This window comes from Candidatus Electronema sp. JM (assembly GCF_048287415.1).
In the GTDB taxonomy this organism is placed as follows: Bacteria; Desulfobacterota; Desulfobulbia; order Desulfobulbales; family Desulfobulbaceae; genus Electronema.
The window spans coordinates 21,543-40,450 of the sequence record NZ_JBLWEN010000038.1; the positions used below are offsets into that span (position 1 = coordinate 21,543).

The 18,908-nt window shown below is 55.8% G+C and carries 19 protein-coding genes, 1 pseudogene and 1 riboswitch; of the genes and pseudogenes, 12 read left to right on the forward strand and 8 right to left on the reverse strand.

The features are described from left to right. Positions 1-1,215: pseudogene (gene xseA, locus ACNKH6_RS07785) on the reverse strand (exodeoxyribonuclease VII large subunit). A gap of 127 nt (positions 1,216-1,342) precedes the next feature. On the opposite strand from xseA, the gene ACNKH6_RS07790 reads away from it, so the two are divergent. From ACNKH6_RS07790 to ACNKH6_RS07830, 9 genes are read left to right on the forward strand one after another with little or no spacing between them, the layout of a single operon-like run. Continuing rightward, positions 1,343-2,062 (forward strand): YfgM family protein, encoded by a 720-nt coding sequence (locus tag ACNKH6_RS07790; RefSeq protein WP_417914986.1) that lies wholly within the window; start codon positions 1,343-1,345, stop codon positions 2,060-2,062. A gap of 1 nt (position 2,063) precedes the next feature. After that, on the forward strand, positions 2,064-2,912 hold the full coding sequence (panC, locus tag ACNKH6_RS07795; protein ID WP_417914987.1) for a pantoate--beta-alanine ligase: 849 nt from the start codon (positions 2,064-2,066) through the stop codon (positions 2,910-2,912). Next, positions 2,909-3,544, forward strand: a complete 636-nt coding sequence (locus tag ACNKH6_RS07800; RefSeq protein ID WP_417914988.1) for a hypothetical protein — start codon at positions 2,909-2,911, stop codon at positions 3,542-3,544. The genes panC and ACNKH6_RS07800 overlap by 4 nt, the downstream gene beginning before the upstream one ends. After that, positions 3,541-3,861 carry a cupin domain-containing protein gene (locus tag ACNKH6_RS07805; protein WP_417914989.1) on the forward strand — a complete coding sequence of 107 codons (321 nt, stop codon included), beginning with the start codon at positions 3,541-3,543 and terminating at the stop codon, positions 3,859-3,861. The genes ACNKH6_RS07800 and ACNKH6_RS07805 overlap by 4 nt, the downstream gene beginning before the upstream one ends. Positions 3,862-3,893: 32 nt before the next feature. Beyond that, positions 3,894-4,100 carry a hypothetical protein gene (locus ACNKH6_RS07810; protein WP_417914990.1) on the forward strand — a complete coding sequence of 69 codons (207 nt, stop codon included), beginning with the start codon at positions 3,894-3,896 and terminating at the stop codon, positions 4,098-4,100. 42 nt (positions 4,101-4,142) lie between these two features. After that, on the forward strand, positions 4,143-4,505 hold the full coding sequence (panD, locus tag ACNKH6_RS07815) for an aspartate 1-decarboxylase (RefSeq protein WP_417914991.1): 363 nt from the start codon (positions 4,143-4,145) through the stop codon (positions 4,503-4,505). Positions 4,506-4,526: 21 nt separating this feature from the next. After that, a complete protein-coding gene (locus ACNKH6_RS07820; RefSeq protein ID WP_417914992.1) occupies positions 4,527-5,726 on the forward strand; it encodes a DegT/DnrJ/EryC1/StrS family aminotransferase in 1,200 nt (399 codons plus the stop codon). Between the two features lie 30 nt (positions 5,727-5,756). Continuing rightward, positions 5,757-7,334, forward strand: a complete 1,578-nt coding sequence (locus ACNKH6_RS07825; RefSeq protein ID WP_417914993.1) for a Gfo/Idh/MocA family oxidoreductase — start codon at positions 5,757-5,759, stop codon at positions 7,332-7,334. Further along, positions 7,331-8,518 (forward strand): glycosyltransferase, encoded by a 1,188-nt coding sequence (locus ACNKH6_RS07830; RefSeq protein WP_417914994.1) that lies wholly within the window; start codon positions 7,331-7,333, stop codon positions 8,516-8,518. Before ACNKH6_RS07825 ends, ACNKH6_RS07830 begins: the two co-directional genes overlap by 4 nt. Positions 8,519-8,700: 182 nt before the next feature. Here the strand turns inward: ACNKH6_RS07830 and gatB are convergent, their stop codons facing one another. The 6 genes from gatB to ACNKH6_RS07860 form a co-directional block, all read right to left on the reverse strand. Further along, positions 8,701-10,131 (reverse strand): Asp-tRNA(Asn)/Glu-tRNA(Gln) amidotransferase subunit GatB, encoded by a 1,431-nt coding sequence (gene gatB, locus ACNKH6_RS07835; RefSeq protein ID WP_417914995.1) that lies wholly within the window; start codon positions 10,129-10,131, stop codon positions 8,701-8,703. 46 nt (positions 10,132-10,177) lie between these two features. Beyond that, the gene (locus ACNKH6_RS07840) at positions 10,178-10,360 is read right to left on the reverse strand and encodes a hypothetical protein (protein ID WP_417914996.1); all 183 of its coding nucleotides are present in this window, start codon (positions 10,358-10,360) and stop codon (positions 10,178-10,180) included. A gap of 142 nt (positions 10,361-10,502) precedes the next feature. Next, the gene (locus ACNKH6_RS07845; RefSeq protein ID WP_417914997.1) at positions 10,503-11,921 is read right to left on the reverse strand and encodes a right-handed parallel beta-helix repeat-containing protein; all 1,419 of its coding nucleotides are present in this window, start codon (positions 11,919-11,921) and stop codon (positions 10,503-10,505) included. Between the two features lie 23 nt (positions 11,922-11,944). After that, positions 11,945-13,315 (reverse strand): hypothetical protein, encoded by a 1,371-nt coding sequence (locus ACNKH6_RS07850; protein ID WP_417914998.1) that lies wholly within the window; start codon positions 13,313-13,315, stop codon positions 11,945-11,947. Positions 13,316-13,321: 6 nt separating this feature from the next. Further along, on the reverse strand, positions 13,322-14,230 hold the full coding sequence (locus ACNKH6_RS07855) for an ABC transporter ATP-binding protein (RefSeq protein WP_417914999.1): 909 nt from the start codon (positions 14,228-14,230) through the stop codon (positions 13,322-13,324). 1 nt (position 14,231) lies between these two features. Next, complete coding sequence (locus ACNKH6_RS07860) at positions 14,232-15,131, reverse strand: polyprenyl synthetase family protein (RefSeq protein WP_417915000.1); 900 nt, start codon at positions 15,129-15,131, stop codon at positions 14,232-14,234. Positions 15,132-15,300: 169 nt separating this feature from the next. On the opposite strand from ACNKH6_RS07860, the gene ACNKH6_RS07865 reads away from it, so the two are divergent. The 3 genes from ACNKH6_RS07865 to ACNKH6_RS07875 are packed head-to-tail and all read left to right on the forward strand — an operon-like array spanning position 15,301 to position 17,864. Next, positions 15,301-16,749, forward strand: a complete 1,449-nt coding sequence (locus ACNKH6_RS07865; protein WP_417915001.1) for a hypothetical protein — start codon at positions 15,301-15,303, stop codon at positions 16,747-16,749. Between the two features lie 60 nt (positions 16,750-16,809). Next, the gene (locus ACNKH6_RS07870; RefSeq protein ID WP_417915002.1) at positions 16,810-17,418 is read left to right on the forward strand and encodes a hypothetical protein; all 609 of its coding nucleotides are present in this window, start codon (positions 16,810-16,812) and stop codon (positions 17,416-17,418) included. Continuing rightward, the gene (locus ACNKH6_RS07875) at positions 17,418-17,864 is read left to right on the forward strand and encodes an HD domain-containing protein (protein ID WP_417915004.1); all 447 of its coding nucleotides are present in this window, start codon (positions 17,418-17,420) and stop codon (positions 17,862-17,864) included. The genes ACNKH6_RS07870 and ACNKH6_RS07875 overlap by 1 nt, the downstream gene beginning before the upstream one ends. Before the next feature lie 65 nt (positions 17,865-17,929). Here the strand turns inward: ACNKH6_RS07875 and ACNKH6_RS07880 are convergent, their stop codons facing one another. Continuing rightward, complete coding sequence (locus ACNKH6_RS07880) at positions 17,930-18,073, reverse strand: hypothetical protein (protein WP_417915003.1); 144 nt, start codon at positions 18,071-18,073, stop codon at positions 17,930-17,932. A 564-nt stretch (positions 18,074-18,637) separates the two neighbouring features. Further along, positions 18,638-18,866: riboswitch (cobalamin riboswitch) on the forward strand. The last annotated feature ends 42 nt before the right edge of the window (positions 18,867-18,908 follow it).

Consider the following 18,908-nt stretch of genomic DNA (forward strand, 5'->3'; position numbering starts at 1 on the left):
TCAAGTTTTGCCGACAACCGCACAGCGCAGCCGACCTTTGCGCAGTAAAATCTCAATTTCCTCGCTCGGTTCCACCTGCGCCGTCGCTGTAATTACCGCGCCGCTGTTTTTTCTTGCCACCGCATAGCCGCGAGCCAATGTCGCCAGCGGGCTGACTGCGTCGAGCAGACCCGCCGCTCGCGCCAAATTTTCTTCCTTTTCACGAAGCAGCCGGTTTGTCGCCTGCGCTAATCGCCGCTCCAGCTCGGCCAGTTTTTGCTCCTGCGCGGCAAGAGCCTGCGCCGGGCTTGTTTGCCGGAGCCGATGTTCCAAGCTGGCAAGGCAGGCTTGCTTGTCCACCAGCAACGTGCGCATCGCCAGCCGCAGCCGCCGGGTCAACGCTGCGGTTTGGTCGGCAAGGGCGGCGTTGTCGGGCAGAAGCATTTCCGCCGCCGCACTGGGCGTTGGAGCGCGGAGATCAGCAGCAAAATCAGCGATGGTGAAATCAATCTCGTGCCCGACCGCGCTGACCACCGGAATCGTTGAACGCCGAATTTCCCGCGCCAGCCGCTCGTCGTTGAAGGCGGCCAAATCCTCAAAGGAGCCGCCGCCCCGGCAGAGGACAATGATGTCTGTGTCCATTCGGCCCAGCGCGGCCTGCCGGTTGATTTTCACAAGAGCCTCGCGCAGTTCCGCTGCCGCGTTCGCGCCCTACACTGAAGCGGGATACAAGCTGATCCACGCCTGCGGGCAGCGGTCGCGGGCCACGCGGATGAAGTCGTGCGCCGCCGCGCCGCTCGGCGAAGTCACCAAAGTGATGTGATCAGGAAAGGGCGGCAGCGGCTTCTTTTTGCCCTCGTCAAACAGCCCCTCCTTGGCCAGCCGCCGTTTCAGCCGCTCGAAAGCGAGATGCAGGCCGCCCGCGCCCTGAACATCCAGCCCGTCCACGATAAACTGGCAGTCGCCGCGCTGCTCATAGACTGAGAGTCTGCCCCGGCAGACGACAAAATCGCCATCCTTGGGCTGCCGCTCCAACTGCCGCCGCTGCATTCGGAAGAGCACGGCCTTGAGCTGGGCATCTTCATCCTTGAGGGTGAAATAGAGGTGGCCGGAGACCGGCTGGCGCAGGCCGGAAATCTCCCCGGCCACGCTGACCAAGGCGAAGCAGCCCTCCAGAACATCGCGGGCGGCGGCGGCCAGTTCGGCCACGCTGAAGACATGCTGGCTATGGTTCATGAGCGGCGAAAGAGCGGCTGAACTGCAAAAGATAATGTCTTTTTCAAGCAGCACGGTATAATATTTTGCTCACTCCTGCAAGCCGGAAATGGCGCAGCAACTTCATCCATAACGTCGAGAACGAAACATGGACAGCAAACCAAAACATGTTTTCAACGTCACTTTGCAAGAACAGGCCGCTGTCGGCACGCCCGGCGCACTTGATCAGTTTCATCTGCCGCCTGCCACTGTCACCTTTCTTCAGAAGAATCAACGCGCAATTTGGCTGTTTGTCATAGTCGCGGCAGTGGCAGTCACTGGTGGTTCCCTCTATAGCGCGTGGCACGAACACAGCCTGAACAAGGCGGCAGCAGCTTATGATCAGGCGGTGGAGATCGCGGACGGGCCGCAGAAGCGGGCCGCGCTCCAGAAGGTCGCGGACGACTATGGCTCCACGCCGTCCGCCCTGTGGAGCCGGATCGCGCTGGCCCACTTTGACCAGCAGGACGGCAAGATCAAGGAGGCCATTGCCAAGCTGACCGCCGTGGAGGCGGAGGTTTCGGCGAAAAATGCGCTCAAGCCGCTGCTTTTGGTCAATCTTGGCGGTCTCTATGAGCAGGACAAGCAGTTTGACAAGGCTGAGGCGGCGTATCAGCAGCTCAAGGGATTTAAGGGCTTTGAGCCGATGGCTTTGGACAGCTTGGGCCGGGTTTATGAGGCAATGGGCCAGAAGGACAAGGCGGTGCAGATGTACCAGCAATACATGGGCCTGACCGAGCTGGGCAAGGAAAAGAAAGAAGGCGCGCCGGTGCATAGTTTCCCGGAGCGCGAGCTGGTGCAGGCCAGTTTGAACCGGCTGCTGAAGTAACATGCAGATCATCCGTCATCCCGCCGCAATGATCGCTTGGGCCAAAGAGCAGGCCAAGGCCGGGCGCAGCATCGCTTTGGTGCCGACGATGGGCTTTTTTCATGAAGGCCATCTCAGTTTGATGCGCCGGGCTGGGCAGCTTGCTGATCAGGTGGCGGTGAGTCTCTTTGTCAATCCGACCCAGTTCGGCCCGCAGGAGGATTTGTCCGCTTATCCCCGTAATTTTGAACGCGACCGGGCAATGGCGGAAAGCGCAGGCGTGCAGGCGCTTTTCGCGCCGGAAGCGGCGGATATGTACCCAGCCGAATTTTGCACCACGGTGACGGTCGGCGCGGAGCTGACCGGCCAGCTCTGCGGCGCGTCACGGCCCGGTCATTTCGCCGGAGTGGCCACGGTGGTCTGCAAGCTCTTTCAAATAGTCCGGCCAGACGTGGCCGTCTTTGGCGAGAAGGATTTTCAGCAGCTTGCCGTGATCCGCCGGATGACCGCCGATCTCAATCTGGGCGTGGAGATCGTCGCGCATCCCACCGTTCGGGAGGCAGACGGGCTGGCTCTGAGTTCGCGCAACACCTATCTTGCGCCCTCGCAGCGGGAAGCCGCGCTCAGTCTCTCCCGCGCCATCACCTTGGCCCGCAAAATGACCGCCGAGGGCGAGCGCAGCGCGGAGCGGCTGGCTGCCGCCTTACGAGATTTCATCCATTCTTTCCCGGAAACAGCGGTGGATTATATCAGCTTTGTTCATCAGAACACCTTGCAGCACGCTGCCGAGATTGATGAACAGACCGTGCTGGCCTTGGCGGTGAAAATCGGCGGCAAGGTGCGGCTGATTGATAATGGCAAGGTGCTATGAAACCATTTTCAAAATGGACAATTGCTGAAGTTGAAGAGCAGTTTAACCTTAGTTTCTGCAAGTACCATGAAATATTGGAGCAATGGCTGAATGCTCCGATCGTGCTTGCTCCAACAGAAGAGAAGCTGTTGCAGGAATTTTGCGGCAAGCTGCAAGATCATGTCTGGGATTGGAATGAAGGAGAGCTGAAGGGGAAATTTATTTTTCCGGTGCTGACGGCAGTTAATTTTGATGAAGAACGGTATCAGTCATTTATTGAGCGGGAGATTTCTGTCACCATAGAAAATGACACGTTAGGCGGAACCGTTGATTTCTTCGTTGCCAGCGGAAAACGCTATCCGAAACATCCCTATTTTTTTATTCATGAATTTAAGAAAGAGCACGATTCATCCGGTGATCCGTTAGGACAACTGCTGGTTACAATGGTGGCGGCGCAGAAATTGAACAATGACGGGAAGCCGGTGTATGGCTGCTGTGTCATGGGGAGACTCTGGTTTTTTGTTGTGCTGAATGGGCAAAATTATGCAGGAAGTTTGGCCTACGATGCCACGAAAGAGGACATTAAGGAAATCTTTGGCCTGCTGAAAAAGATGAAAGAGATTATTGCCGGGTTAATTCCTTTCGAAAAATGACCGGCAATATTTTTACGTCATTGCCGAAAAAATCTGCGACCGAAGTTTTTGATATTCTGCTGCAAAATAAAAATATAAAAATCGAGCGGATAGTCTCTCAAGGTCACACTTCCCCAGCAGAAGGATGGTATGACCAAGATGGTAACGAATGGGTGCTTGTTCTTGAAGGGGATGGAGCCATTTTTTTTGAAGATGGCCGCCAAGTGATGCTGAACAAAGGAGATTTTTTGCATATTCCTGCCCACGAAAAACATAAAGTTTCTTGGACAGACCTAGGTAAGCAGACTGTCTGGCTGGCGGTGCATTATCCTTCATGATTTTGATCATGATTTTGAAATTCTATTAAAAAATGGGCACTCCGGCGCAGCTTTTCTGGGGCATCATGTTTGGAGCCGTCGGCTCTGGATACTTCATTTATGGGAAAAAGCAGCAGGCGTTCGTTCCGCTCTGCACAGGAATGGTGCTCTGCGTTTTTCCTTATTTCATCTCCAACATCTATCTGATGCTGCTTGTCGGATTCGTTTTAATGCTCATTCCGTATTTCATCAAAGGCTGAAGTTGCCCGAATCAGCACGTCATTCTTCACAACTATCATTTTATGCAGCGCACAATGCTTAAATCCAAGATTCACCGGGTGACAATCACTCAGGCGGATTTGAATTATGAAGGCAGTATGACCATTGACGAAAATTTGATGAATGCCGCTGGCATTGTTCAATTCGAGCAGGTCTGTATCTATAATATCAACAACGGCGAGCGCTTTGAAACCTACGCCATCCGGGGAGAAGCTGGTTCCGGGGTGATCGGCCTGAACGGCGCGGCGGCACGCAAGGGGCATGTCGGCGATTTGGTGATTATTGTCACTTACGCTCAGTATGACGAAAGCGAGCTGGCGAATTTTGAGCCGACCATCCTGCTCTGCGATGAGAAAAACAAGATTAAAAAACGGCTTGCCGTATAACAACCACTGCGAGGGACAACCATGCCTGGTTTTGAGGTTTTTGGCGAAGAAGAAAAGCAGCAGGTCTTGCAGGTGTTCGACACCGGCGTGCTGTTCCGTTATGAATTCGGGCCGCAGCGCAAGGGCGTGTACAAGGTGCGCGAATTTGAGCAGGCGTTTGCTCAATACACCGGCGCGGCTCATGCGCAGGCCGTGACTTCAGGCACCGCCGCGCTCAAGGTGGCCTTGTCCGCGCTGGGCGTGGGCATCGGCGACGAGGTCATCACCCAGGGCTTCACCTTTGTCGCCACGTGGGAGGCGATACTGGATGTCGGCGCGGTGCCGGTCTTCACGGAGATTGATCAGACGCTGAACATGGATCCGGCGGATTTGGCAAAGAAGATCACGCCGAAGACCAAGGCGATCATCCCGGTGCACATGCTTGGCGCGCAGGCGCGGATCAAAGAAATCAAGGCGATTGCCGACCAGCACGGCATTCCGGTGCTGGAGGACACGGCGCAGGCGGCTGGCGGACGGCTGCACGGCCAGCATCTCGGCACCTTCGGCCACTGCGGCACTTTTTCCTTTGATGCGGTCAAAACCATGACCACTGGCGAAGGCGGCATGGTCATCACCAACGACGAGGAATTGTGGCGTAGCTGCTCGGAATATCATGATCACGGCCATGACCATGTGGTCAATCCCGGCGGGCGCGGCGGCGAAGGGCGGCGTTTCATCGGCTTCAACTACCGGATGATGGAGCTGCAAGGCGCGATTGGTCTGGCGCAATTGGCGAAGCTGGATATGATTGTTGCCGAGCAGCGGAAGAACAAGGCCATTCTCAAAGATGCGGCGGCGAAGATCAGCGGAGTGAGCTTCCGCGAGATTCTTGATGAGCAGGGTGATTCCGCAACCTTTCTCGCCTTCATGCTGCCAGACAAGGCGCGGGCGGCGCAGATCAACCAAATCCTGCGCGAGAACAATGCCGGGGCGATCAATTTCGGCGAAAACACGTGGCATTTCTATCCATCGTGGGAACATCTTCTCGGCGGCAAAACCTTGGCCAAGAACGGCTGGCCCTTCAATGCTCACGGCAAACGCAGGGTGGTGTATGATCCGCAGGCCTTGCCCGCCTCCGCCGAGCTGATGAACAGGACGCTGGTGTACCAGATTCCAGTCAAGCTGGATGAGAGCCGTCGCGACACGCTGCTGGCGGCGTTGAAGAAAGCGGCGGAGCTGTAACTTTTTTATTCAACTTGTAACGTTACTGCCATGCACAGCAAACATATCGCCGTGATCGGCGCAGGCTATTGGGGCAAGAATCTTGTCCGCAATTTTTATAATCTTGGCGCATTGCGTACAGTTTGCGATATCAGCCAAGAAGCGGTACGCAAATTCACGGATCAATATCCGGGCACCATAGGGTGCTGCGCCTACAGCGAGGTCTTGGCTGATGAGGCTGTGCAAGGTGTGGTTTTAGCTACACCAGCAATTGCCCATGCCCAGCAGGCAAAAGATGCCCTGCTGGCGGGCAAGGATGTGTATGTCGAAAAGCCGCTCTGTCTGAGCGAGGCGGAAGGCGCGGAGCTGATCACGCTGGCGGAAAAGCAGGGCCGCATTTTGATGGTCGGCCATCTGCTTTGGTATCATCCGGCAGTGCTGAAGCTGAAGGAGCTGATTGACGCAGGCGGGCTTGGCCGCATCCAGTACATCTATTCCAACCGGCTCAATCTCGGCAAGCTGCGGCGGGAGGAGAACGTCCTCTGGTCGTTCGCGCCGCACGACATTTCCGTCATCCTTGGTCTGCTCGGCGAGATGCCGGAGTCCATCCAAGCCCAAGGCGGCAACTACCTGCACCGCAAAATTGCTGACACCACCGTCAGCCTGCTCAACTTCGCCAGCGGAGTGCGGGCGCATATTTTTGTCTCGTGGCTGCATCCCTTCAAGGAACAGAAGTTGGTTGTGGTCGGTGACAAAAAGATGGCGGTCTTTGACGACACCGCGCCGTGGCCGGACAAGCTCCTGCTCTATCCGCATTCGGTGGAATGGGCAGGCAACATTCCGGTGGCGCACAAGGCTGAAGCCGCCCGCGTACCCCTGCCTGAAGGCGAGCCGCTCCTGGCCGAATGCCAAGCCTTCCTTGACGCAATCGCCAGCCGCAAACCGCCGTACACCGACGGCAAAGAAGGGCTGAACGTGCTCAAGGTGCTCAACCGCTGTCAGCAGGCTCTGGAAAGCGGGGCGACAGTGGCGGTCGAGCAGGCGGAGGAAAAAAGCTGGCAGGCCCATCCCAGCGCAATTGTTGACAAGGCCGCTGTCATCGGCCACAGCACCAAAATCTGGCATTTCAGCCACATTTTGGCCGGATCAGAAATCGGCCCGGAATGCAGCATCGGCCAGAATGTGGTCATCGGCCCGAAAGCGAAAGTCGGCAAGGGCTGCAAGATTCAGAACAACGTCTCGGTCTATGAGGGCGTGACGCTGGAGGATTATGTCTTCTGCGGGCCGTCCATGGTCTTCACCAATGTGTACAATCCGCGCTGCGAGTTCCCGCGCAAAAACGAGTACCGCCAGACTTTGGTCAAGCGTGGCGCGACGCTGGGCGCGAATTGCACCGTAGTCTGCGGCATCACGGTCGGCAGCTATGCCTTTGTCGGCGCAGGCGCAGTGGTGACGGCGGATGTGCCGGACTTCGCCCTGATGGTCGGCTGTCCGGCACGGCAGATCGGCTGGATGAGCCGCTTCGGCGAGCGGCTTGATCTGCCGCTGACCGGCGACGGCGAGGCGGTTTGTCCGCACACGGGGGAAAAGTACCAGATAGCCGAGGGAAAGTTGCGCCTTGCTGCATGAAGGTTCTTCTGCTCACCACCTCCTTCCCGCTGACCAAGGACTCCCGCAGCGGGGTCTTTATCCTTCGTTTGGTCGAGAACCTGCCAGAGGATGTCCGCGCAACAGTCCTGACACCGGACGACTGCGGCACTGAAAAATACGCCGCATCGTCTCGTTATGAGCTGCGGCCCTTCCGTTACGCGCCGAAAAGCTGGCAGCGGCTGGCCCACGGCGAAGGCGGCATCACCGCCGCGCTGGGGCAGAGCAAGCTGAACCTGCTGCTTCTGCCAGTGCTGCTGTCCTCTTGTTTCATCGCGACCTGCTGGCTTGCCCGAAAATCGGACATCATTCACGCCAACTGGTCCATCAACGGGGTGATTGCAGGCATCACCGGGCTGCTGCTGAGAAAACCGGTCATCACCACCCTGCGCGGCAGCGATGTCAATTTAATGGCAAAATCCGGCCTGATGCGCCTGCTGGTGCGCTGCTGTTTTCATCTCAGCAGACAGGTGGTCACGGTCAGCCCGTCCTTGCAGCAGACCTTGGCCGCCCGCTTCCCTGCCTTTGCTGACAAGATCAGTGTGATCGCCAACGGTATCGCTCCGGCTTTTTTCGTAGCGAGCGACAGGCGAGACTATGCCGCCGCGCCGCCGCGCTTTTTGTATGCAGGCAATCTGCTGCCCGGCAAAGGAGTGCAGGTGATTTTAGAAGCGGCGGCGGTGTTGGCGGAAAAAGACTGGCTGCTGGACATCGTCGGCGACGGGCCGGAACGGGAAAAACTGGAGGCATTCTGCCAAGCAAAGGGCTTGAGCGGCAAGGTGCGCTTTCATGGCGCAGTCGCGCCGGAGGAGATGCCGGATTGGATGGGACAGGCGGATATTTTTGTCTTCGCCAGCTTTGCTGAAGGCAGGCCGAACGTGGTGCTGGAGGCGATGGCTGCCGGACTGCCGGTGCTGGCCAGCAGCATTCCAGCGGTGCAGGATTTAATCACGCCGGGCAAGGAAGGATTGCTTTTTCCGCCCGGCGATGCGCGGCAATTGGCCGCGCAGATGACGCAGCTTCTCAGCAGAACGGCAGAACGGCGCGGCATGGGCGAGCAAGCCCGCCGCACAGTTGCCGCGCTCGGCCTGAGCTGGGAGGAGACAGGCCGCCGTTATGCCACGCTCTATAAGACCGCGCTCAGTTCCGCAGCCGCTTCGCGCTGAAAGCGTTCAAGCAACCGCCCGCATTATTTCCGGTCATCCGGCAACTTCTCCTCCCCGCTGTCCTCCGCCAGCATGTCCATGATTGCAGTTTGGACAGATCAGCCATCTTGCCGCTTGTCTGCCAAATTCGAGGGAACGCACGGAAGCTGTTGCAGGGTGCTGAGTTGCCGCCAGAATTGCCGTTATGAGACCTGCCCTAACGCCTCCAGCAGCAGCTTGTTCGCCAATTGCGGATTAGCTTTGCCCTTGGTCTGCTTCATGAGCTGGCCAACCAAAAAACCCATGACCTTGGTCTTGCCCTCGCGGTACTGCTGCACCTGCTCCGGGTTGGCGGCGACAACCGCCTGCACCGCAGCCAGCAGCTCGCCTTCGTCACTCATCTGCACCAAACCTTTCTCTTTGACGATCTGCTCTGGGTCTGCGCCGCTGGCGAGCATCTCGGCAAAGACGGTCTTGGCAATCTTGCCGGAGATCGTGCCTTTTTCTTCCATCGCCAGCAGAGCAGCTAACTGGCTTGCCTGCACCTTGCATTCGCCGATCTGCTCTGGCGCATACTCCCGCAGCAGCTCCGTGCAAATGAAGTTGGCCGCCTTCTTCGCATTGCTGAAGCTGGCGCAGACCTGCTCGAAGTAGTCCGCCAGCTCACGGGAGGCAGTCAGGATAGCCGCAGCCTCTTCTGGCAAGCCAAGCTGCTCGATGAAGCGCAGCCGCCGCTGCTTGGGCAGCTCCGGCAGGCTTTGCCGCAGCCGCTCAATCCACGCCTCGTCAATCAGCACCGGCACCAAGTCGGGGTCGGGGAAGTAGCGGTAGTCGTGCGCCTCCTCCTTGCCGCGCATCTCCTCAGTGCGGCCTGTGTCCGGGTTCCAGAGCAGCGTGGCCTGCGTCACTTTGCCGCCATCAAGGAGAACGTCCCGCTGCCGCCGCTCCTCGTATTCGAGAGCCATCTGCACATTGCGGAAGGAGTTCATATTCTTCAGCTCGGTGCGGGTGCCAAACTTCTCCTGACCTCTGGGCCGCAGCGAGATGTTCGCATCGCAGCGGAAACTGCCTTCCTGCATGTTGCCGTCGCAGATGTCGAGACAGCGGACTATGGCGTGCAGCTGCTTGAGATACGCCGCCGCCTCTTCCGGCGAGCGCAAGTCCGGCTCGCTGACGATTTCCAGCAACGGCGTGCCGGTGCGGTTGAGATCAACGTAGCTCTTCGGCTCGCGCTCGTCATGAATCAGCTTGCCAGCGTCTTCCTCCATGTGGGCGCGGGTGATGCCGATAGTCTTCTTCGCGCCGTTGACCTCGATTTCGAGGCGGCCATGCTCGGCAATGGGCTTCTCGAACTGAGAAATCTGGTAACCCTTGGGCAGGTCGGGGTAGAAGTAGTTCTTGCGGGCAAAGCGGTTTTCCCGGTTGATCTGCGCGTCCACGGCCAAGGCCAGCTTGATGCCGTTCTCCACCACCTGCTGGTTGAGCACGGGCAGCGAACCCGGCATTCCGAGGCAGACCGGGCAGGTCTGGGTGTTGGGCGGCGCGCCGAACTCGGTGGAGCAGCCGCAGAATATCTTGCTCTTGGTCTTCATCTGGGCATGAACTTCCAGCCCGATCACGGTTTCAAATTCCATAATCATTTATGCAGTTAAAATAGTCGCGCAACGGATTGTATGACAGTTATTTCAGTGCCTGAGCAAAGGGGCTGGTCTCCTGCGGACCAGCTTTGGCTGCGTCGTAGGCGCGGATGTCATCCAGCTCCTCCAGCTCTTCAAGAATCTGCTCCCATTCAGCAGCAGGAATGAGGACTGCGGTGCGGGTCAGCGCGGCATCAACAAGGTATTGCGGATGAACAGTGATCATGGAAACTTGTCTGTTAACTTGCACGAAAAGCGTTGCGTGGCAGCCTCATTTTACACAGAACCGGCCAGAGGAACAACGGGCGGAGAACATTCCCACCCCGCTGAATGACCGTCTGTGCTGTAGTGGCGTTTCGCGAAACGCACTACTCCTTATTGCCGCGTCGCTGCACGTTTGCTTCGCAGTCTGGCTCAATTTCCCAAGCTCCTTCGGCGTTGCCACTAAGGTCATTATCCTCAAAGATACCGCCTCCATCTGCGAATATCCAAATACCACAACCGCTATTCTGATATATTTTGTTGCGGCGCATAATTACATTATAGGTGATCACAATTGCTACTCCAGCTAACGTATTAGCGAATATAGAGTTATCCTCCAGCGTTCCTTTACTACTCAGCCTGACAAAGACACCAATTTTTCCACCATGAATGCAGCAGCGGCGTATGTAAGCATCTGGATGGGATAAAGAATGAGAACCTATGCAGCGTTCGATTGCTACGCAGTTTGAACTACCTTGGCTTGAAACATCGCAATCTTCCAGCGTAAATTTTCCGCCACCGATAACGAGACAATCGTTTTCGCCATCAAGTTGGCGCAGAGTGAGATTGGCAACTCTCCCCATGTCAGCCAGACATACAATAGCTTCCTTGCCGTATGCCTCAATCACAATCTCGCTTCGCTCTCCATCGCCTATGATCTCAACCGGCTTATCAATCACAATACCTTCTTTGTACAAACCCGGTCGCACAAGTATCCGTGTGCCTGGTTCGACTGCTTTAATGGCTTTATTGATTTTTGTGTAGTCAGCACGATACCGAGCATCCACCACTACAGTCGGCGGTTCTGTCTTTACTGCTGGTGCAGGCTGCGGTTTACTCTCTTGCGGTGGCGGAGCGTAATAGTTGTTGATCTGAGTGCCTATGGCATTGCTGCCCTGCGCAATACTCTGTGTCCCGCCAGAAGATTGGAACGTGTTGGCAGTGCTGGAAGGCTTCTCGCTTTCCTTCTCAGGTTGCTGGCGAGATGTTTCTGTTTGGCTTCGCTCCAAGGCTGCCATAATCTGCTGCGCCATCTTCGCAAGGGCTTTACGAAGCTGCGACGAGGTGAAGTCCTCAAAGCGCAAGTCCCGCCAGTCTGCATACTGCCGAGCCGCGATAGTCTTCGCCAGCTCGTCCTGTTCCCGCTTGGCTTTGTCTTGCAGCACAGGGCAATTGACATAATAAACCGGCAGGATGAGATCACCCCGGCCCAGTGCCTCTTCCCGCTTCAGGAACCGCTCCAGCTCATCCCGGCAGGCCGTGCTTTTGAAGAATGCTGGCGTGAGGATAGGAATGAGAAAGGTGACCGCATCGAGCGACTGGTTGATGCGCTCCTGCCACTGCTGGCCCCAAGCAATGTCCTTGCGGTCTTGAAAGATGTCGAACGGCTCGCCGGTGTGTATCCGCACTTCGCCGCTCAGACGTTCGCGGAACTGCGTCATCCAGCCGTTGTCATGACGGTCGTCCTCATTCACATAACTCATGAAGGCAAGTGCTGTCCGGTTCATGTCATTTTTTTGTTTCATCGCTCATAAATCACCCTTGCCGATTATTGCGGGATATTGTCAGCTTGCTTGCTCTTCTGCCGCAATCTTTTTGCTGCAAGATGCAGCATGAAGCCAGCTTGGACGGCGACGGGCAGCGCAGAGTTCAGCAGCCCTGCGTTAGGAATTGGAATAAACCACGGCAGAAGAGCCTCTGCTTCAGCAATGCTCAACAGCAGCGGCAGCAGCAGATACAGAATGGCAAGATAGAACAGCGCGACCATGTCCCGATTCTTTTTTGTGGAACTGAAGTTCACATGGAGGACAATGCCAAGATCGCGCAGGCAGAAACAAAGCAACGTCAGAGGTGGCAGCTGGGGGATGAAAAAAGTATAATCATTATATATGGAGGACAAATCGGCTGTCCCTGCAAGAAACAGCATCAGGACGCAGATGCAGGCGGCGAACAGCAAAGAGACAAGCCAAGATGGAATTTTCACCGCCAAAGCAGACCATGCGCCTTGCCGTATTCCGGTTATGAGCAGCCTGAGGTCAACAAGATTTTTCGCTTCCACCAGCAGCATAAGATAAAACAAGCTGATGGCAATCATAAAAGATATCCAGCAAAATAGGAACAAGAGCGGCGCACCTTGAATGAATCCAGGTGGAATAAACCCAATGCAATATATCATTAAGCTGAGAAGAAAGAGTGCCCATGCTGTCGGCCAGTTTTCATATTGCAGCTCTTTTCGCATTGCCCGGTGCATTCCAACAATTCCCCAGAGGCAAAAGAATACCGATGAATACAGCAGCATATCAATCGGAAGTATAGCAATGCCGTGCCAGTGCATGACGCTTTTCGTATCATGTACGGCAGCTTCTATTAGCGAAACTTTTACAAGCAAGAGGATGCCAAGCACTGAATACGAGGAATCAGTCATCTTGTCTGCTTCCCTTTTTTTAGCAAATTCTGTCAGGATGGAAATAAACAAAATTGTTTGAATGCAGCAGCCTGCAAAAATCATGATCAGTAATGCCTTCAGCATGAGCTGCGCATCTTTCGTCGGAACCGCCAAAGATGTTACGGCGAAAACCAGCAGGCAGTACAGGCCTCCGTACCACGCAAACAGGCTGCTGCCGAATAGCTTGCCCCACGCCAAGCTCCACGGACTGATGGCGGTCATCCTCTGGCTGTCCCAAGTCCGGTTGTTGAATTCATTGACCAATGACTCAACTACCATCTTTGTTCCCCACACAAAAACAAGCAGTGTAAAAAGAACCAGCGATGTTATTTGCATCGGCTGGGCTGCTAATTCTTTTGTGTTGCTCAAATAGACTGATACAAACACCATGCCAAGCACTATCGGCATTAGTATTAGCTTAACTGAATCTATTTCAAGCTGGATATTCTTTCTAAATTCAGGATTCCAAATCATGGCAGCTCACATTTTGACAGTTTCAAGATATTGTTCCTGCACGCCTTCTTTTTTGCAGAAAAATTCTGTCACCGCAACGCCGTGTTGCACCAGTTCCTTCAGCAGCAAGGCCAAACCCTCATCAGTGCCGCTGAACTGAACGCAGACTGCGCCTTGCTCCTCACGCACGCCTGTCACGCTGTTCACCTGCCCGGCAAGCTCCGCGATGCGTTCCCGACCGCTGGCAGAACGAATGATAACCTTTCTGCTGCCGTTTTTTGAGATGACAGAACGATGCTCAACCACACGTCCATCGCGCAGCACAAGCATTTCGTTAGCATACTGATCCAGCTCGGCGAGAATATGCGACGAGACGACAAGGGTCATCTTTTTTTCCGCATTCAACCGCAGGAACAATTCGGCCAGCGCGATTCGCGCCTCTGGATCCAGCCCGGAAGCTGGCTCATCCAGCAGCAGGACTTTCGGATAATGGATCATAGCCTGACCGATGGCCAGCCGCTGGCGCATTCCCCGTGACAGCGAAGCAGCCCGGCTGCGGAATTTTCCGCTCAGATCAAGCAGCTCCGCCACTTCAGCGGCCCGCTCTTTCGCCAAACGGCGGTCAAGGTTTTGCGCCAGCGCGAAATACTCCAAAGACTGCTGGACAGTCAGCGCGTCGTACAGGCCAAAGAAATCCGGCAGAAATCCCATCAGCTCATGGCAGCGGCGCGGCTCTTCCAGCACATTGATGCCGCCGACAGCAATTGAGCCGCCGCTGGGTTTGGTCAAGCCAGCAACACATTTGAATAAGGTGGTTTTTCCTGCGCCGTTGGGGCCGACCAGCGCAGTGATCGCGCCTGCCGCAATCTTGAAGGAGACCTGATCCAGCGCCTTGGTGTCCCAATATTCGTAAACAAGGTTTTCGACAACAATCATCTCAATGTGTCCGGCTGACGATATAGTGTGCCAGAGCACGCAACGGCTCGGCCCGTTTATCAAAATCCGCAAGGGCGACGACGGCCCGTTCCGCCGCCTCGTCCGCTAAAGCGCGGCTTTTTTTCACTCCAAAAAACGCGGGATAGGTCGCCTTGCCCTGCTCGGCATCATGCCCGGCGGTTTTGCCGAGCTGCGCCGTGGAGGCCGTGACATCCAGCAGATCGTCGGCAATTTGGAAGGCGAGGCCGACTGCTTGGCCGTATTCTGTCAGGGCCTGCAACTGCGCCTCATCCGCGCCGCCGCCGACCGCGCCCATCTGCACAGCGGCGGTGAGCAGCGCGCCGGTCTTTGAGCGGTGGATAGTCTGGAGCAGCTCGAAAGGAATCTGTTTTTCCTCGCTGGCAATGTCGAGGAATTGACCGCCGACCATGCCGAGCGGGCCTGCGGCTTTGGCCAGAATGGCGAGCTGGCGGAGGCGCGTTGCCGGGGCTGGGCCGGAAAACTGCTCGCTGGCAAGAAGTTCAAAGGCATAGGTCACGAGGCCGTCGCCAGCAAGAATGGCCTCAGCTTCGCCAAATTTTTTATGGCAGGTTGGCTGGCCTCGACGGAGGTCGTCATTGTCCATCGCGGGCAGGTCGTCGTGGATCAGCGAATAGGTGTGAATGCACTCCAAGGCGCAGGCGGCAGGCAGGAGCTGCTCGTCTAAATCCGGCGCGGTGCTGACGCAGCGGCCTGCGGCAAGGCAGAGGATGGGCCGGACGCGCTTGCCGCCGACAAAAAGGCTGTAGCGCATGGTCTCGACATGCGCGGCGAAATCGCCCGCCGCCGCCAGCATGTGCCGCCGCAGGGCTTCCTCAACCAGCAGCCGCTGCTCTTGCAAATATTTTTTGATTTCAAACATGTTTTCATCGCTATCGTGATCGTTGTCCGGCCTGCTTCATTTTGTTATACCATCTTTCTCAGCCGCAGCAACTGAATTCAGGCTGTTGACAGGCCGGAGCGGCGGGATATAATGGACAGGCCGCTTATCTGTCCGCCGTCTAACAAAAAAATGAACCAAGGAGAAGGCCATGCCCGAAATCAATCTCGGCAGCTCCAGCAGCGCGTGGATTGCCCAAAATCAGTGGAATGACAGCTATGAGGCTGAATTTTCGCGCTGGATTGAGCAGCTCTTCAACAAAAAAGGGGCAACCCTGACCGCCTGCCTGCGCAATCCGGCGGCGAACAGCCTGTATTCAAACGAAGACAGAAGCATTTCCGTGTTCAGCGACTGCGCTGATCTGCCCTATTTGCTCCGGGCCTATTTCTCGTATAAGAAAAAACTGCCGTTCTCGTTCAATACAACCATTGCTGGCGGACGCTACACCAGCGGCAACACGCCAGGTTCCCGCCGTTCCTTCCTCAATTATTCCAGCTTTTCCCAACTTGCCAAGGCGATCAGCAACAGCGTCCACAGCGGTTTTTTCCGCTATTTCTGGACGATGGAGAAAACTGACAGCTATTTGGCCAAAATCAGCCGGGAAAGCGTCGTGCCGGGCGCAATCTATTATGATGCCAACGGCCACGTGCTGGTGGTGGGCCGGGTGGATGCGGACGGCACGGTCTGGCTGATGGACGGCCACCCGGACAACAGCCTGACCAGCAAACGCTTCGGCGAGTCCCTGTCACGCGGCTCCTGCAAAAGCGGCGGCGGGTTCCGCCGCTGGCGGCGGCAGACTGTGGACAGCAGCGGCAGCATCGTCCTTGCCGCCAACCGCGAGGAGCGTTTTTTCGACTCCGGCCAGAGCCAATGCCAGAGCAGCTACCGCGTGGACGGCTTTGACCTGAACTACCATCAGTGGGTGAAGCGGATGCTGACCTCTGGCAGCGTCAAGATTGACCCGGTCAGTGAGTTCGGCCAGCAACTTGGCGCGTTCCACGATGCGCTCAAGGAGCGGGTGGATTCGGTTCAGGCGGCGGTGAGCAACGGCATTCACGGAAAAGCGCACCCCAGCAGCCTGCCGCCTAATATTTACGGCGCGGAAGGCGAATGGGAGACCTATTCCACGCCAGGCCGGGATGCGCGGCTGCGGGCGCAAGTGAAGGAGATGTTCGGCTTCCTCAGCATGAGCGCGGAAGCGGTCTCGCGGGGCAATCATCCGTATTTGTTCAACGGCACAGCAGCCCAGTTGGTTCACCGCTACGAAGAAGTTTGGCAGGACAACTCCAGCAGACTGCGGATCAGCTACGCCAATTCCGCCGGTGTTTCGGTTGCGCTGACCTTGACCGATATCATGGACCGCCTGTTCAAGCTCTCCTTTGATCCCTATCATTGCCCGGAGCTGCGCTGGGGCGACACCCAAAGCACGTCCTGCCAAGACGGCTCAAGCAAGCGCGACTGGTACAACAAAGAGCAGCGGCTGCGCAACGTCCTTGTGCCGGACAGCCGCGCCAACACCACGCTCGATTGGGGGCCGCTCACCACGCCGGACATTCACATCGGCAAGCTGATTGAACGGCTGCGCCAGCAGTACGCCTGATTTTTCTGCCGGGGCAGCTGTCGGGCTGCCCTGTTCCCAGCTCACGCAAGGAGAACACTTATGTTCAAACCGTCCGCAGAACAAATCATCAAGGTGATGCAAGGCAAGGGCTATTCGGTGTATGACACGCCCGCCGTTGATTGGAATTTGAACATCGTCGGCATCCGGGCAAACGACCCGGAGCCGGGCACGTTCAATGACACGCTGGCCGTGTTCCAGCGGCTTCAGGGTGCTTGGAATATCTGTTATTATCAGATCACCACCGACCCCAGCCTGCATTATCTGACGCATCCGGTTAATTCATCCGGCACGGCGATTCTCAAAGAAGGGCAGTATAAAGGCGCATATCAGCTTGATATCCACAACCGAGGGCTGGACAGCGGCCATCTTGCGCTCTGCCAGCGGCTGAAGCCGGTCACGGTGTACCGCGACAGCAACCGCGACAACAAGCTGAATTTGCTTGAAGGAAAAACGCAGACCGGGATGTTCAACATCAACATTCACCGCACCTGCGAGGACTACATTCAACGGCAGCGGTTTTCCGCAGGCTGCCAAGTTTTTGCCGAGCAGCGGCAGTTCGCCGAATTCATCCGCGCCTGTCAGGCCAGTGAGAAGGCGTTCGGGAATAAATTCACCTACACCCTGCTGCACGAGCGGGATTTTCAGTGATGCAGGCCAGTCAGGCGTTAGCCAAGGCATTGCGGATTGCGGCTGCCGCGTTTGAGCAGACTGCTGACAAAGGCGGCAGTCCGTATCTGCTGCATTGCCTTGCGGTGATGGACGGCGTGCGCCCGCTGGGATTTTCAGTGATGACGGCGGCGGTTTTGCACGATTTGCTGGAAGATTGCCCGGAATGGAGCGCGGCGCGGCTGCGGCAAGAAGGTTTTGCTGACGAACTGATTGCGCTGGTGGACGTGCTCACTCGGCGCGAGGATGAAGAATATGCAGCCTATTTAGCCCGAATTGCCGCCTGCCCAGAGGCAAAGGCGATCAAGCTGGCGGATTTGCGCCACAATATGGACTTGACTCGGCTGCCAGAACTGACCGACAAGGCGTTGGAGCGGCTGAAGAAATACCATGCGGCGCACAAAATGCTGACTGGCGGGGATGAATGACAAGCAAATAGCAAAAAATCAAACGGCGGAGCTGCGTTGCAAGCAGTTCCGCCGTTGTTGTTCTCTCAGTTCAAGACGTAGTGCAACACCGCCCAACAAAGAGAAGCTATGCTGATGATGCTGGCGATCAGGTTGACAACCTCCTTCCAGTGAGGAGGTTTGCCATCCTCATCAACTTCGTACCGAAACACAAGCCGTTTTTTAGCCATTCTTTCACCTCTCTTTGTTGGCGGAGATTAACAGAAAGAATGGTCATGCAACATGCCGAGGCGAGGAAAAACATGGCACTAAACACCGATAAATTCTAATATATTCAATAGGCTAAATATATTAGCAAAAAAACTCTGCCGGACACTGGTTGTAATAAAAAACAAAACAAAAAACTTGACGTGAACGATAGAGTAGTTTATACTCTCTAAATCGTAAAGATTAGCTATCCTAATAGGATTATTTTATCCTTATCAGATTCATGCTGTCCGCCTCGAATAGGAAGCATGATCATCTTAAGCATTCCCTCTTTTGGAGTTCGCACCTCCAGACTGAGGGGATGTTTGTCCTTTTTAAGGACAAGAAATTTGTAGTATAAAACAAATAGTACTTTAATGTCAAGCTGAAAATTAAGATTTTTGGATTTTCCCTTTATTTATTTTTCCTACCCATTGTTTTTTCAATCTGCCTCAGCGATTTACCCGCATTTAGTGCTTGACCAGAGCACGCCTACCATATAGAGTAGTCCCATCATAATGGCTGCCGGTACGCCTCACGGGAGGCGTGGCAGGCTGTTCTGCGGCGGAGCATTTGCTCTTCTGTCAGGCAGCCGACAGGGAATCCGGTGTGAAACCGGAACTGTCCCGCAGCGGTAAGCGGAAACGAACACCGTCTCCTTGCACAAGGAACAGCACTGCGTCGAGTTTTGGCGTGGGAAGGAGCTGTATGAAAAACGGAATGAAGTCGGGCGGCTGTTCAGAAGGCTGAAGGGATTCCGCCGCATCTTCACCCGGTTTGACAAACTGGATGTCATGTTCATCGGGTTTGTCGTTTTTG